This is a genomic window from Streptomyces sp. NBC_00461 (assembly GCF_036013935.1).
In the GTDB taxonomy this organism is placed as follows: Bacteria; Actinomycetota; Actinomycetes; order Streptomycetales; family Streptomycetaceae; genus Streptomyces.
Genome location: NZ_CP107902.1, coordinates 619,711 through 633,191, shown reverse-complemented (window position 1 = coordinate 633,191; position 13,481 = coordinate 619,711). Strand labels below are relative to the sequence as shown.

Genomic DNA, 13,481 nt, shown 5'->3' with positions numbered 1-13,481 from the left:
AACGGGGGACCGGTCGGGCCCCCCTTGCGGTCTTCGTGGTCCTTGCGGTTCTACGCGCGCAGCCGCACCGGCACCTCCTGCCAGCCGAACGCGATGAACGACGGCACCTGCCGCAGCTCGTCCTCGCCGACGGCCAGCCGCATCCCGGGAAAACGTCCGAAAAGAGCGGGCAGCGCGGTCAGCGCCTCCACCCGGGCCAGCGGAGCGCCGATGCACCGGTGCACCCCGATGCCGAACGCCAGATGGTCCTCGGCCCCGCGCGCCGCGTCAAAGACGTCCGCGTCCGGCCCGTAGCGCACGGGATCCAGCCCCGCGGCGGCGTACGTCGTGATGATGGCGTCGCCCGCGGGGACCGTGACGTCGCCGACCTTGATGTCGGTGACGGCGAACCGCAGGGGCAGCGCGGCGATCGACGGGTGCACCCGCAGCGTCTCGTCGACGACGCCCTCCCAGCCGGTCGTCCCGGCCTGTACGGCGGCCAGCTGCCCCGGGTGCCTGAGCAGGGCGACGACCGCGTTGCCGATGAGGTTGACCGTGGTCTCGTACCCTGCACCGATCACCAGCAGCAGGGTGTACAGCAGTTCCTCGTCGCTGAGCCGGTCGCCGTCCTCGTCCCGCACCCGGATCAACTCGGTGGTCAGATCGTCCCCGGGGTGCTCGCTGCGGTGGGCGATCAGCGCCGGCAGCACCGTCCCGATCTGCCGCTGCACGGACGCGGCGTGCTCCGGGCTCGGGTCGGAGGTGTCCATGATGGCCGCGATCAGCCGACCCGTGGCGTCCACCAACTCGTCCGGCACGCCGAACAGTTCGCAGATGATCCGCATGGGAAGCGGCTGCGCGAACAGCGCCTTGACGTCGACCACCTGGCCGTCGGCGCCCGCCGCCTCCAGTGCGTCGAGCAGCTCCGCGGTGATCGCCTCCACCCGTGCGCGCATCATCTCGGTGCGCCGACGGGTGAAGCTCGGCGCCACCAGCTTGCGCAGGCGGGCGTGGTCGCCGCCGTACGTGGAGAGCATGTTGACCACGCCCACCCAGCCCAATATCCAGCCCCACGAGGGGTGTTCACCCAGCTCGGGCCACAACCTCCAGTGCAGCCGCGGGTCCTTGCTGACCCGAGGATCGAGGATCAGTTCCTTCAGGGTGTCGTAGCCGGTTGGTGCCCAGGCGGGGATGCCGCCCGGCAACTCGACCGGCACGATCGGGCCCAGGGCGCGCAACCGGGCGCTCTCGGCGGCGATGTCGGCTCCGAACGGGTCGATGACAAAGCGGTCGAGGCGATCGGTCACGGTCACTACGGATCTCCCGGAACGGAAGGCGGGCAGGGCGAAATCCATGGCCCCTGCAACGGACACTCGCAGCACAGTACACATCGCCACCCCTCGCTCTCGCACGGTTGAGCGAAACTTCGCCGCGACATTCCGGCCCTGACGGGCCTGCCGACCGGTTCCGCAAGGCGCAGACGGACAGCCGCAAGGGTGCCCCCGGAATCCCGGGCTCCGTGCGCCCGCACGGGGCCCGACCGTGTGCCTGCGTCGGCTTCCTCTGCCCGCGCCGGTGACGTGTGCCTCGGCGAGCGCTACCCTACTCGCCAGTAACCGGACGCATTCAGGAGGCACCGATGCCGCAGCTCGAGGTCGACGGCGCAGCGCTGACGTACGACGACGAGGGCCCCCGCGACGGCGACGGCGTGCCTCTGGTGTTCATCCACGGCTGGACGGCGAACCGGCACCGTTGGGACCACCAGATGAAGCACTTCGCCGAGCAGCGCCGGGTGATCCGCCTGGACCTGCGCGGTCACGGCGAGAGCAGCGGGGCGGGGGTGCGCACCGTCGCGGAGCTGGCCAGGGACGTCATCGCCCTCCTCGACCACCTGAAGGTCGACCGGGCGGTTCTCGTGGGCCACTCGATGGGCGGCATGATCGCGCAGACCATCAGCCTCGACCACCCCGACCGGGTCGAACGCCTCGTACTGGTCAACTCCATCGGACGCATGGCCTTCAGCCGCGGCAGGGGTCTGCTGATGGCGGCCTCGACCCTCGTCCCGTACAAGCTGTTCGTCGCCACCAACATCCAGCGCGCCTTCGCTCCCGGCCACCCCCGCGACGAGATCCGCGCCTACGTCAAGTCCTCCGCCGACACCCCGCGCGAGGTCGTCATGACGCTCTACGGCGCCATGCGCGCCTTCGACGTACTGGACCGGGTCGGCGAGATCCGCGTACCCACCCTCATGATCCACGGCTATCACGACATCCAGCTGCCGGTGCAGCAGATGCTGCGCATGGCGAAGGACTACCCGGACGCGGTGATCCGCATCATCGACGCCGGCCACGAGCTGCCGGTGGAGAAGCCGGCGGAGCTGACCAGTGCCCTCGACCGGTTCGTGACCCCTGCGGGCGGGTGAGGTGATCAGCGCGCCAGCTTGGCCCTGACACCGCCGACCGCCGCGGCGGGCCGTGCGGTGGCACCGACGGAACGCCGTACCAGATGAGCCTCACGGCGCAGGTCATGGGCGGCATGACGGCCCCGCCACGCCAGGGAGGGGGCGCCGGCGGTGTCGTCGGCCGCGATCAGCAGACCGCCCAGCATCGACAGGTTCTTCAGGAAGTGGATGCGCTGCTGGGCGCGCTCGTCGGGATCCTCCGCCTCCCAGAAACGGTGACCCGCAAGCGTCGTCGGCACCAGCGTGGCCGCTATGGCCAGCGCGGCGGGCCGAGGCAGACGCCCGGTGCCCAGCAGCAGACCGGCCACCAGCTGTACGGCTCCGTTGAGCCGTACGACCTGTTCGGTGCGGTCGGGCAGAGCGTCTATCCGCTCGGTGACGGGCTGGACGACGGGCTCGGCCACGGGGGCGACCTGCTCGGGAGCGCGCAGCGAGTTCAGTCCGCCGGCGACGAACATCGAGGCGAGCATGGGGCGGCCGACCAGACGCAGGAAGCTCATGACTTTCTCCCAGGGATAGGAGCGCGTGCAGAGAGCCACCGGGTTCCCCGCCGTGCTGTGGTCGATGCCACGTCATCGGGCGAGGTGAGGGCATGTTCCTCCCCGGCAACCGCGAGCTACCGTCTTTGCCCAGTTCCCAGTCCTCCCACGTAGTACGGACGGCCCCGCAGTGCTCACAGACCTCTCCCCGCTGATCGCGGCGACCACCCAGTGGCTGACCTGCGCCTACCCCTCAGGTGATGGCGCCCTGGCCTCGGCCCTGTGCGAGGCGCAGGCCCGCCAGGCCGTCACGGTCGCGGCCTGGCTGCGCTACCCGACCCCGATGGACGCCGCGCTCGTCGGGATGGCGGGCTCGGGCGGATCCGCCCGGCTCGACCGGCTCGCGGGTGCGCACGACGTCACCGGCCAGGACACCGAAGTCCATGCCTGGCGCACCTGGGTCGACGAGGTCGTCGCCAGCTGGGCGGCCGGCCTGCTGGGAGACCCGGAACTGGCCGCCCTCGCGGTGGCAGCCGCCGCCGAGAGCAGCCACACGGCCGGTACGCCCGTCGCGTTCCGACGCCTGCTCGCCCCCGAGGCCGGCGACCTGCGGGCGGCGACACTGCTGCGCCACCCCGACCTGCTCGCCCCCGTCGCCGCGCTCCACCAGGACCAGCTGCTGCACCTGCTCAAGCCGCCCCTCCCGCTCACCGCCTGAAACGGGCCGCCCGCTCCGGCAGTCGGCCGGCCTCCGTCAGTCGTGCTTGCCGCGTCCACTCAGCACGTCCCGCATCCGGTCGACCACTCCGGCCCCCGGAGCCAGCAGCTTGTTGGCGGGAGGGGTGTCCGGGGCCGAGGGGTGCGGCCGGGTCGGCGCCAGCTTCTTGGCCCGGCGGACCTTGTCGCCCAGGTCGTCGAGTGCCTCCGCCGTGCACGCCGCGCGCAGCTGGGGGAAGAGGTTCTGCTCCTCGTCGGCGATGTGCGAACGGACCTCGCTCATCAGCGTCCCGATCAGCCGGTCGAACTCCGCGTCGCCCGCCTCGCAGCTCTCCAGATCCTTCATCAGCTGCTCGGCCTTGGAGTGGTCCTCGATCTCCCTGTCCGCCATGGCGTTCCCGTTGACCAGGTGTTCCCGCACCGCCGGGTAGAGGTACTCCTCCTCGGCCACCGAGTGCCGCACCAGTTCCATCGTGGCCTGGTCGGCGTACACCTTGCGGACCTTGTCTCCGGACGGCAGTGCCTCGATCCGGCCGAACAGCTCCTCGACCTCCCGGTGATCGGTCATCAGCTCGTCGATGACGTTTCCACCATGTCCCATGCTCTCCACCTCCAGCCAGGAAGCGGTGGCTCCCGGTCCGGATCCACCGCGAGCCCCGAGTGCCCAGGCCCCCGCTGCGCTAACGCCCGACCACCGCAGCTCGCCCGGTCGGACAGGGTGTGGGCCGCCGCCTTGATGGAACCCGCCCACAAGAGCCGACATGGATGGCACACCTGGGGAGGCCGGCGTGACAGACGCGGTGGACGTGGCGGTCGGACGGGTGGTCAGGGAGGTTGCTCTGCGTGCGGAGCGCCTGTGGGACATCGCCCTCGCCCTGCACGCGGATCCCGAGTACGCCTTCGAGGAACACCGGGCGGCCCGGCTGCTGAGCGGCGAACTCGAACGCGCGGGGTTCGTCGTGGAGCGTGGTCTCGCCGGAATGCCCACCGCGTTCGTCGCGCGGGCGGGAAGCATACGCCGCCCGGCGGTGGCCCTGCTCCTGGAGTACGACGCCCTGCCCGGGCTCGGGCACGCGTGCGGCCACAATCTGGTCGCCGCGGCCGGCCTCGGTGCCGCGCTCGCGGCACGGGCCGTCGCGGGGGAGGGCGCAGGGGCCGTGTGGGCCGTGGGAACGCCTGCCGAGGAGGGCGGCGGTGGCAAGGCCGCCGAGACCGAGGCGGGCCTGTTCGACGACGTCGACGCCGCGCTGATGTTCCATCCCGGCGTGCACAGCTGGCAGTGGGCGCCCCTGACCGCCCAGACGCGATACCGCGTCGGCTTCCACGGCCGCGCCGCGCACCCCACCGGGAACCCGACCGAGGGCATCGACGCCCTCGCGGCCCTCATCCAGCTGTTCAACACCCTTGCCGTCGTGGGTAGACGGCTCCCCGAGGCCTCACATGTGCAGGGCATCGTCACCGACGGGGGCGTGGCGACGAACATCGTCCCCGAGTACGCGGAGGGACTGTTCGGCCTGCGCGCCGGGACGACCACCGCCCTGGAGGAGCTGGCGGGGGAGCTGCTGACGTGCGCTCAAGGGGTGGCCCGGGCGACGGGGACGACGGTCACGTTCGGGCGCGTCTCCCCGTCCTACGAGCACTTCCGCGACAGCGGGGTGCTGTCGGGACGGTTCGCCCGGCACCTCGCACGCACAGGTATCAGCGTGACGCCTCCCCAGCCCGGCGTCTACCTGGGCTCCTCCGACATCGGCAACGTCAGCGGCCGCGTGCCCGCCATCCACCCCTTCGTCGCGATCATGGATCCGGACGGCTCCGACCACACCCCGGAGTTCGCCACCGCGGCGTCCTCCGACCGCGGCCGCCGCGCGATGCTGGCGGCGACGGAGGCGCTCGCCTGCACGGCGGTCGAGTTGTTGATGTCCGCGGAACTTCGAGAGCAGGCGTGGCGCGAGCACGGGCGCGGTGCCGTGCTCGCGGCCGGGCGATGACGGCCCGGAAACACGCACCTTCGTGCCGCCTCCGGCCGCGCGCGATGCCTCGCCTGGGGGCCGAGACGGGTCACGGGCCGGTCGCCCGGGGTGCAGCCGCCGAACGTTGCCTCAGGGTGTGAGCAGCCGGTCCTGTTCCACCAGGGGCGCGCCGTCGTGCCAGGGCAGAACCTTGCCGAAGCGGATCAACTCGCCGTACAGAGCGGGGTCGACGTGCTCCGCGAAGACCAGGTCGAGCACGGCGCGGGCGGCGCGGGCAGGCGACTGGGCGTGGCTGTAGTCGCTGAACCAGGGCCGCGAGGTGGCGGTGTCGACCATGCCCGGGCACACGGAGGCGATCAGGGTGCCGTCGAGCACGTCGTGTTCACGGCGTTCGGCGGCGACCGCACGGACGGCGGCGACCTGGGCGACCTTCGAGGGCACGTTCAGCCAGCGGGGCCAACCGGCCTCCTCGGCGGTCTTGTTGTGGATGCGGCCCCGCCAGGACTCGACCGCGTACTCGACCTGGTCGAGGCTCGCGCCGTCGAACAGGTGGTGCAGCCGCGGATCGAGATGGCCCAGGGTGCCCAGGCTGCTGGCCACGACGAGCAGTCGGCCGCCCGGGCGCAGGACGGGGCCGAACGAGCGCAGGATCGCGTGGGTGGCGGTGTTGGAGACGTCGATGAACTCGTCGGCCCGCCCGGATTGGGACTCGTCGGGCAGCACACGTGCGACGGCGTTGGAGATCACGACATCGACGCCGCCCTGCTGCGCCCGCAGCTCTTCGGCCAGCCGCGCGACAGCCTCGGTGTCGGTCACATCCAGCACCCGGCCTTCTATCCGACTGCGGGTACCGGGCAATTGGGCCACCTCCCGGGCCGCGTCCGCCACACGCTGCCGGTCGCGGCCGGTGAGCAACACCACGTCCTCCGGGCTCATGCGAGCGGCCAGTCCCTCGACGAGGGCGCGGCCCAGTCCCTGGTTGGCGCCCGTGACGAGGGCGATTCGCGAAGCGTTCATGCCTGCCACGCTAGAAAAGCCGCAGCCATGAGTCCAACGACATTGAGGCACAGGTAGTATCCGTAATCGTCATGGACTTCACGGATGTGTCGTTGACCGCGCTGCGCGTCTTCCGCGCGGTTGCCGAACAGGGCACCTTCACGGCGGCCGCCGCGTCGCTGGGCTACACCCAGTCGGCGGTGTCCCGGCAGATCGCCGCGATCGAGCGGGTGGCGGGCGCGGAGTTGCTGGAACGGCGGCGCGAAGGAGTACGCCTGACCGCGCCCGGCCGCGTGGTGATGCGCCGCGCGACGATCGTGCTCGACGAGATCGACGCCACCGCGCGCGAACTGTCCGGACTGCCCGAGCAGGCCGGCACGGTCCGACTGGGCTGGTTCCCCAGCGCCGGAGCCGTCCTGGTGCCGGCGGCCCTGGCCACACTGCGCCGCACGGACCCCGGGCTCGACGTCGTCAGCCGCGAAGGCACCACCCCGGCGCTGGTGCGGGCCCTGCGGGCGGGCAGCCTGGACCTCGCGCTCCTGGCCTCGGCGCCGCCGTTTCGCCCGCCGGACGCCGAGTCACCCCCGCTGGCTCTGCAGACGCTCACCGAACGCGCACTGTGTCTCGCCGTGCCCGCCGCCCACCCGCTCGCCCGCGGTGACTTCGTCGACGTCGCCGACCTGCGAGGGCAGCGCTGGATCGCGAGCTCCGGCTCCGGCGAGGACCGGCTGTTGGGGGTGTGGCCCGGCCTGGACGAGCGGCCCGAGATCGTCCACAGCGCCCGTGACTGGCTGGCCAAACTCCAGCTGGTCGCCACCGGGTGCGGCCTCACCACCGTGCCCTCCACCCTCGCCCCCGCCGCGCCACCGGGCGTACGGGTCCTTCCGGTCCGCGGCGGGCCCCAGGAACAGCGCCGTCTGCTCCTGGCCCGGCTGCCCCACCCACCGACCGAGCCGGTGACGCGCGTGGCAGCCGCCCTCCGAGCCGCGGCCCTCGACGCAGACGAACCAACTCTGTCCACGCCGCCCCGGTGGCCTGGGCGCCGGGGCGGCGGCCCGGACGGTCCGGTCAGCGCCTCTGACGCCAGCGCCGAGCCAGGCGCCTGACGCTCGCCCGCCCTCGACGCGGACGGGACGGCGGAGATGGCCGGGGCCCAGATTCCGTCCGCATGCCGTCCCGGCCCCCGGGCCGCCAGTGATCGTCGGGTGACAGCAGCGGCGCCTTGCGTTCCGTCTGCGCCTTGATCTCCTGATATGACTCGTGGGAGGCCACGCGGTACGCCTCCTCCCACCGAGGCTCGGTCGGCTGACACAGTGACGGGTCCGCGCTGTGCGCGGACCCGTCAGCGGAAGCGATGCCTCTGTGTCAGGCGCGGGGCCGTTCGAAGGTGAGCAGCAGGCCCTCGACCGATCCGGGCCCTATGCGGCCCTTCACGTCGGCGGAGGTGATCGCCTTGAGGCCCCAGCCGTCCTCGGCATGCTTGTTGAGGACCTTCTCCAGCTTGTCGCTGTCCAGAGCATCACCGATCAGCGACTCCCTGAAGGTGACGACCTTGTACTCGTAGGTGTAGGCGTGGCTCATGGCTGCGACGTCCTCCTGTGTATCGGCTGCGGTGGCTGGAACCAGCCAATCATGGCCATGGGAGCGTTCGGCGACCAGGCACCGACCCGCCCTGGCGTGATCTTCTTCAGACGTCCGGGCCGCTGGGCTGCCCGTGACCGTCGGTGGCGGTCTCGGCGGACGGCCACCGTGCCAACGAGATCATCCCCATCACGCGGTGGATCAAGTAGAAGGCGAGGGGCAGTTCGCCGAACACCGCGAGCGCGGCCGACGGCCAGACCTCCGAGGTACCGAAGGAGAGCGAGACGTCGAACCACGCGTCGCAGACCAACAGCACCGCCGTCGCGAGTGCCGACACCATCACGGCACGGTGCCGCAGCCAGCCGAGTATCGCGGTGGACGCCATCGCGACCAACAGCAGAACGTCGAATCCCACCCAGGCCGCGCGCCAGTGGTGGACCCGGTACCCGGACGGCAACGTCAGCGCCAGCAGGACGGTCCACGGGACGAGCGCGATGGAGCAGACGGTGAGCAGTTCCAGGGTGTGCCGCCGGTGCCGGCGTACGCGCTCCAGCAGCTCGGCTCTCGCCGTCGGTGCAGCAGCCCCCTCGCGGTCGCCGGTCTGCGTGTCGCTCACGTCGCCTGCTCCGTTCTCGTCTGTTCTCGGGCGGCCAGGCGTCCGGAAGTGATCCAGCAGCACTGCCAGGCTAATGCCCGGGCCGACCGCGTCGTTCAGGGGGCCTGGATGACCTGCCGGTCCCCGCGGAGCGATGATGTCTGCCGTGGCGCATACGACGCCGTTCACCAGGTTGTTCGGGGTGCGGCATCGGACCCGGGCGCCTGGCCGTCGAGACACACGGCGCGCGCCCAGGACCACCCCTGCCTTGTCTCCCACCGCGTCCGGTGTGAGCCGGTGAGACCGTCGACCTCGTCGACGACGTGCCGTCCGACGCCGCCACACGCCGCTCGGCCCTCTCGACCCGAGACGTCAGAAAGCCCCGTGTTCTGCACATCGTCGCCGACGTGCAGAACACGGGACCTGGAGTGCCGCTCGCATCCTCGTCGATGAGACGCCGACGTGGGCGCCGGACGGGCGGAGTCGAGGCAGGAGGCGGGCGCCCCGACCGGCGTGGCCGCTCCCGGCCGCAGGCCTCGAAGTCCGCTGAAACTGCAGCCAGTTGTCTGCCGACGGTTGTCCGCGCCCGGTCGGTTATCCGTGGCAGATGAGCACGATGAGGCCGTCGCAGTCGTCGCCGTCATCGCCGTAGCCGCCGTGACCACCGTGGCCGCGATGTTCCTCCTGGCCGTGACCTCGGGCCGGGGCGGACGAGGAGGCCTTGTCCCTGGCGTCGTCGTACGGGGTGGGCGCCGCGGCCACGGCGGATCCGGCGGCTCCCACGAGCGCCGCACAGGCGATGCCCAGGGCGGCACCCATCGCGAGTATTCGCGGAATCCGGGTGCTGGTCCTCTCGGCGTGTTCGGGCGTGTTCGGGTGGTTGTGCAGTGGTGTGTTCATGCAGTCACCCTCTACGGCCGCCCGGCCAATTTCGCGCCGAGCGCAGCCGATTGGGTGAGCTACGCGGAAGGGTGTGCGCGAAGGGGTGCGCGGAGGTGGCTGCGACCGCGCCCGTGGGCGGGCGTTGGTGACAGCGGCCCTTCGTCCACGCTTGAGGCCATCCGTGAGCGGCGCGACGCGTTGATCCGGGAAGTCGACGCTTTTCTGAAGCGCGCCGCGGACGAGGGGCTGTTCCGTGCCGATCTCCCGGTGGGGTGGCCGGGCGCGCTGCTGCCGCAGCTGATGCAGCTGGCTTCACAGGAGTTGCCCGATCTCACTGCCGCGCAGGCCGCGGACGTGGTCGTCGACAGTCTTCTGCGAGGGTTCGGCGCTCGCTGACGCCGAAGGGGAGGGGGCGGTGTGCTGCCCGACAACGCCCCGGCCGGCACCGAACGTGTGGGGGCCGGGCGGCTGTTACGACGCCGCGTTGTCCTGGGGCTGTGACGTCTCCTGGACGTCGCCGGCCGGGTTCGGCCCGTCCTTGCGGGAACCGTCGTACCCGGCACGGTGGCTGCCGCGCAGCGCCGAGGCGACCGCGGAGACCAGAGCCATGCCCGCGGCAACGCTGAAGACGATGGTCAGGCCGTGGTGGAAGGGACCGGAGACCAGCTGCGGGAAGAACGTGTGGCCGGTCAGCGCCGCTCGCTGCGCCGCTGAGACGTGATCGAGGGCGCCGTTGGACGACAGCAGGTGTTCGATGGGGTTGTTGCCGAGGAAGGTGGCGAACAGTGTGCTCACGGGTGGCAGCGCCGCCGCCTGTTCGGCTGCGCCGGCCGGCACGCCGTGCGCCTGGAGCCCGCTGCTCAGCGTCCCGGGCAGCGAGGAGGCGAGCCCCGAGACCATCAGGGAGAAGAACACGCCGATGGACAGGGCGGTACCGGAGTTCTGGAACGTGGAGCGCATGCCCGATGCGACGCCCCGGTACTCGGGCGACACGCTGCCCATGATCGAGGACGTGTTCGGCGCGGAGAACATGCCTTGGCCCAGCCCGTTGAGCAGCAGCAGCGCCGCGAACAGGCCGTAGTCGAAGTTGACGGGCAGCGCGAGCAGGCCGAGGAAGGAACACGCCACGGCGACCAGGCCGGTCGTGGAGAACAGGCGCGCGCCGAATCGGTCCGACAGGAACCCCGAGACGGGCCCGGCGATCAGGAATCCGATGGTGAGCGGGAGCATGAAGACCCCGGCCCACAGCGGCGTGTCCTCGAAGTCGTAGCCGTGGAGGGGCAGCCAGATGCCCTGCAGCCAGATGATGAGCATGAACTGCAGGCCGCCGCGCGCGATCGCGGTCAGCAGGGCGGCCAGATTGCCCGCGGCGAAGGCGCGCACCTTGAACAGGCCCAGGTTGAACATGGGTTCGGCGACGTGCGTCTCGACGTAGCAGAAGAGGAGCAGCAGGGCGGCGCCGCCGATCAGACCGGTGAGAACCCATGGGTTCGCCCAGCCGGTGGCGCTGCCACCGTAGGGCTGGATGCCGTAGGTGATGCCGGCCAGCAGGATTCCGGCTCCCACCGCGAACGTGAGGTTGCCCAGCCAGTCGACACGGCCGGGGCGGCCTGCCGAGGTCTCACGGAGGCTGAGGTAGGACCAGATCGTCCCGGTGATGCTGATCGGGACGCTGATCCAGAACACGGCGCGCCAGTCGACGGCGGCGAGCAGGCCGCCCGCGAGGAGGCCGAGGAACTGGCCCGCGAGCGCGGTGATCTGGTTGATGCCCAGGGCCATGCCACGCTGCCGCGCGGGGAACGCGTCGGTGAGGATGGCGGCCGAGTTGGCGGTGAGCATGGAGCCGCCGAAGGCCTGCACGATGCGCCAGATGATCAGCCACAGGGCGCCCGCCCCCGCATGGAACGGGTCCAGGGAGAGCGCCACCGAGGCACACGCGAAGATCAGGAAGCCGAGATTGTAGATCCGTACCCGGCCGAACATGTCGCCGAGCCGGCCGAGCACCACGACCAGCACGGCCGAGACCAGGAGATAGCCCAGGATCATCCAGAGCAGGTAGCCGATGTTGCCCGGGGCGAGCGGGTCGAGTCCGATACCGCGGAAGATCGCGGGCAGCGAGATGATCACGATGGAGGCGTCCATCGTGGCGATGAGCACGCCGAGCGTGGTGTTCGACAGCGCGACCCACTTGTAGCCGGGTCCGACGGGAGCGTCCTTCCCGCGCGCCGAGCGCAGCGCACCGAACCCGAACGGCCCGCTCACAGCTGCTCCGCCAGCCGGTCGAGGAGAGGAAGCGCCGCCGCGAGTGCGGCACGCTCCTCGGCCGTGAACCCGTCGATGACGGTTCCGAGCCGGTGCACCGACTCGGAACGCCGCTCGGCCAGCATGGCGCGTCCCTCCTCGGTGATCGCCACGATGCTCCGCCGCCCGTCCGAGGCGTCAGGGCTACGGCGGACGAGCCCGCGCTGTTCGAGCTGGGCGAGGGTGCTCGCCATCGCCTGCGGACGCACGCGCTCCATGTCGGCGAGGGCCGTCGGCGTGTCGGGACCGTCGTTGGAGAGCCGGGCGAGCACCGACATACCGGACAGCGACACGTCCCCCACCGCATGAGCCTGGCGTAGACGCCGGGTCACGCGGCCCATCGCGAGCCGGAGGTCGGATGCCAGCCTGGCGGTGTCGATCGGGTCGCGGGTGCCGCCGTTCCCTGTTCCGTCATCCACCTTCATAGGTACTAACACTAGGCTTATCAGTTGGAACTGCTCAATCAACTGTAAGTAAATGCTCCGCTGAGCCGGCTCCGCTCAGCCGCTGTGGGAGACGGCCAGCCCGTAGAAGGCGACGCGGGCACCGTTCGTGGTGCTGTCGGAGGACGACTGGTTGTAGGAACCGGCCTTGAAGTACTGCTTGTAGGAGAAGAAGGACGACGGGATGGGGTAGTGGGTGGTGCTGCCGTTGACCGTCAGGTCGATGGTGTCGCCGCCCGAGACGGCGATGGTGTACGTCCATGTCTTGCCCACGGAGACATGGCCGACGGTGTGCGGTGTCTGGCCGCCGGAGGGGGAGTTCTCGGTGCCGAGGACGATGTCGCCACTCGCGCGGTAGTAGAGCTCCAGCAGCGGTTTGGTGGAGGAGCCGCCGGTGCCGAGGTGGATCTGGCCGACGCACACGTTCTTCGTCACCGACACGACCCGCAGAGTGGCGTTCAACTTGTGGCTGCCGCCGAGGGACCAGTTGGCGGCGCTGCCACTGCGGTTCATCTCCCGCAACTCGGAGCGCGCGTAGTTGGAGTTGGGCGTCGTGACGCCCTTCTCCGGAGCCCAGAAGGTCATGGCCCCGTCGCGCTTGTCGGTGTAGAAGTACGCGTCCTGGTATCCGCTCGCCCCTTGCAGGCGGGAGGAGGAGATGGTCGTGGGGGAACCGGGTGAGCCGACGGGCTCCTGGAGTTGCCATACGGACAGGTCGAAGTTGCCGCCGGGTGCCTTGCCGGTATCGGCGGCGATGGCGTTCCCGGTGCTCACAACCGCGATTACGCCGACGACGGCCGTGACGCTGACGCCGGCCAGGAATCTCGAGCGGATCATGGCGTGCCCTGCTTTCTTGACGGTGGGGGAGGGGAGCACGTTCCCGAACTCTCGCATTCGCGTATTCACGTAGATGAACGTGGTGCTTGTCCGTGAACCGATGAGGTGTGGCAGAACCTAAAGGTCTGAACCAGCTCCGTCAAGAGGTGAAGGCAAAGGCGAAGGTGATGCGGCCGGGCGCTTCACGGCGTGCGGCACCTGTGGGAAGTGGCCAAGAAACACTGGCGAGTTGAGTGGTGT

The 13,481-nt window shown here is 70.7% G+C and carries 15 protein-coding genes; 5 read left to right on the top strand and 10 right to left on the bottom strand.

Annotated features, from left to right (window positions below; translation table 11 throughout):
- Positions 1 to 50 precede the first annotated feature (50 nt).
- A complete protein-coding gene (locus OG870_RS03030; RefSeq protein WP_266845418.1) occupies positions 51 to 1,292 on the bottom strand; it encodes a cytochrome P450 family protein in 1,242 nt (413 codons plus the stop codon).
- A 326-nt stretch (positions 1,293 to 1,618) separates the two neighbouring features.
- On the opposite strand from OG870_RS03030, the gene OG870_RS03025 reads away from it, so the two are divergent.
- Complete coding sequence (locus OG870_RS03025; RefSeq protein WP_266524527.1) at positions 1,619 to 2,401, top strand: alpha/beta fold hydrolase; 783 nt, start codon at positions 1,619 to 1,621, stop codon at positions 2,399 to 2,401.
- Between the two features lie 5 nt (positions 2,402 to 2,406).
- On the opposite strand, the gene OG870_RS03020 is transcribed toward OG870_RS03025, so the two are convergent.
- Positions 2,407 to 2,940, bottom strand: coding sequence for a DoxX family protein (locus OG870_RS03020; protein WP_266593726.1), 534 nt, complete (start codon positions 2,938 to 2,940; stop codon positions 2,407 to 2,409).
- 169 nt (positions 2,941 to 3,109) lie between these two features.
- Between OG870_RS03020 and OG870_RS03015 the strand changes: the two genes are divergently transcribed.
- Positions 3,110 to 3,637 (top strand): hypothetical protein, encoded by a 528-nt coding sequence (locus OG870_RS03015; protein WP_266593728.1) that lies wholly within the window; start codon positions 3,110 to 3,112, stop codon positions 3,635 to 3,637.
- A 36-nt stretch (positions 3,638 to 3,673) separates the two neighbouring features.
- On the opposite strand, the gene OG870_RS03010 is transcribed toward OG870_RS03015, so the two are convergent.
- Positions 3,674 to 4,237, bottom strand: a complete 564-nt coding sequence (locus OG870_RS03010; protein WP_266593730.1) for a hemerythrin domain-containing protein — start codon at positions 4,235 to 4,237, stop codon at positions 3,674 to 3,676.
- Positions 4,238 to 4,424: 187 nt separating this feature from the next.
- Here OG870_RS03010 and OG870_RS03005 point away from each other — a divergent pair, with 187 nt between their 5' ends.
- The gene (locus OG870_RS03005; RefSeq protein WP_327690590.1) at positions 4,425 to 5,624 is read left to right on the top strand and encodes an amidohydrolase; all 1,200 of its coding nucleotides are present in this window, start codon (positions 4,425 to 4,427) and stop codon (positions 5,622 to 5,624) included.
- A 111-nt stretch (positions 5,625 to 5,735) separates the two neighbouring features.
- On the opposite strand, the gene OG870_RS03000 is transcribed toward OG870_RS03005, so the two are convergent.
- The gene (locus tag OG870_RS03000; protein WP_266593734.1) at positions 5,736 to 6,623 is read right to left on the bottom strand and encodes an SDR family NAD(P)-dependent oxidoreductase; all 888 of its coding nucleotides are present in this window, start codon (positions 6,621 to 6,623) and stop codon (positions 5,736 to 5,738) included.
- A 71-nt stretch (positions 6,624 to 6,694) separates the two neighbouring features.
- Between OG870_RS03000 and OG870_RS02995 the strand changes: the two genes are divergently transcribed.
- The gene (locus OG870_RS02995; protein WP_266593736.1) at positions 6,695 to 7,708 is read left to right on the top strand and encodes a LysR family transcriptional regulator; all 1,014 of its coding nucleotides are present in this window, start codon (positions 6,695 to 6,697) and stop codon (positions 7,706 to 7,708) included.
- Positions 7,709 to 7,967: 259 nt separating this feature from the next.
- Here the strand turns inward: OG870_RS02995 and OG870_RS02990 are convergent, their stop codons facing one another.
- The 3 genes from OG870_RS02990 to OG870_RS02980 all read right to left on the bottom strand — a co-directional run bounded on the left by OG870_RS02990 (position 7,968) and on the right by OG870_RS02980 (position 9,678).
- Positions 7,968 to 8,183 carry a DUF4177 domain-containing protein gene (locus OG870_RS02990; protein WP_266524541.1) on the bottom strand — a complete coding sequence of 72 codons (216 nt, stop codon included), beginning with the start codon at positions 8,181 to 8,183 and terminating at the stop codon, positions 7,968 to 7,970.
- 106 nt (positions 8,184 to 8,289) lie between these two features.
- Positions 8,290 to 8,799, bottom strand: coding sequence for a hypothetical protein (locus tag OG870_RS02985; RefSeq protein ID WP_266593740.1), 510 nt, complete (start codon positions 8,797 to 8,799; stop codon positions 8,290 to 8,292).
- A gap of 573 nt (positions 8,800 to 9,372) precedes the next feature.
- The gene (locus tag OG870_RS02980) at positions 9,373 to 9,678 is read right to left on the bottom strand and encodes a hypothetical protein (protein ID WP_266593744.1); all 306 of its coding nucleotides are present in this window, start codon (positions 9,676 to 9,678) and stop codon (positions 9,373 to 9,375) included.
- A 180-nt stretch (positions 9,679 to 9,858) separates the two neighbouring features.
- On the opposite strand from OG870_RS02980, the gene OG870_RS02975 reads away from it, so the two are divergent.
- A complete protein-coding gene (locus tag OG870_RS02975) occupies positions 9,859 to 10,056 on the top strand; it encodes a hypothetical protein (protein WP_323180299.1) in 198 nt (65 codons plus the stop codon).
- A gap of 75 nt (positions 10,057 to 10,131) precedes the next feature.
- Here OG870_RS02975 and OG870_RS02970 read toward each other — a convergent pair whose 3' ends face one another.
- From OG870_RS02970 to OG870_RS02960, 3 genes are all read right to left on the bottom strand, one after another.
- On the bottom strand, positions 10,132 to 11,802 hold the full coding sequence (locus OG870_RS02970) for an MFS transporter (protein WP_405627035.1): 1,671 nt from the start codon (positions 11,800 to 11,802) through the stop codon (positions 10,132 to 10,134).
- A 116-nt stretch (positions 11,803 to 11,918) separates the two neighbouring features.
- Positions 11,919 to 12,386 carry a MarR family winged helix-turn-helix transcriptional regulator gene (locus tag OG870_RS02965; protein ID WP_266593748.1) on the bottom strand — a complete coding sequence of 156 codons (468 nt, stop codon included), beginning with the start codon at positions 12,384 to 12,386 and terminating at the stop codon, positions 11,919 to 11,921.
- Between the two features lie 75 nt (positions 12,387 to 12,461).
- A complete protein-coding gene (locus OG870_RS02960) occupies positions 12,462 to 13,241 on the bottom strand; it encodes a polysaccharide lyase family 7 protein (RefSeq protein WP_266593750.1) in 780 nt (259 codons plus the stop codon).
- Between the last annotated feature and the right edge of the window lie 240 nt (positions 13,242 to 13,481).

Excerpts from the sequence above, each read along its gene's own strand:
- OG870_RS03025 (WP_266524527.1), top strand. The coding sequence starts at position 1,619 with ATGCCGCAGCTCGAGGTCGACGGCGCAGCGCTGACGTACGACGACGAG.
- OG870_RS03020 (WP_266593726.1), bottom strand. The coding sequence starts at position 2,940 with ATGAGCTTCCTGCGTCTGGTCGGCCGCCCCATGCTCGCCTCGATGTTC.
- OG870_RS02995 (WP_266593736.1), top strand. The coding sequence starts at position 6,695 with ATGGACTTCACGGATGTGTCGTTGACCGCGCTGCGCGTCTTCCGCGCG.
- OG870_RS02990 (WP_266524541.1), bottom strand. The coding sequence starts at position 8,183 with ATGAGCCACGCCTACACCTACGAGTACAAGGTCGTCACCTTCAGGGAG.
- OG870_RS02980 (WP_266593744.1), bottom strand. The coding sequence starts at position 9,678 with ATGAACACACCACTGCACAACCACCCGAACACGCCCGAACACGCCGAG.
- OG870_RS03000 (WP_266593734.1), bottom strand. The coding sequence starts at position 6,623 with ATGAACGCTTCGCGAATCGCCCTCGTCACGGGCGCCAACCAGGGACTG.
- OG870_RS02960 (WP_266593750.1), bottom strand. The coding sequence starts at position 13,241 with ATGATCCGCTCGAGATTCCTGGCCGGCGTCAGCGTCACGGCCGTCGTC.
- OG870_RS02970 (WP_405627035.1), bottom strand. The coding sequence starts at position 11,802 with ATGGACGCCTCCATCGTGATCATCTCGCTGCCCGCGATCTTCCGCGGT.
- OG870_RS02965 (WP_266593748.1), bottom strand. The coding sequence starts at position 12,386 with ATGAAGGTGGATGACGGAACAGGGAACGGCGGCACCCGCGACCCGATC.
- OG870_RS03010 (WP_266593730.1), bottom strand. The coding sequence starts at position 4,237 with ATGGGACATGGTGGAAACGTCATCGACGAGCTGATGACCGATCACCGG.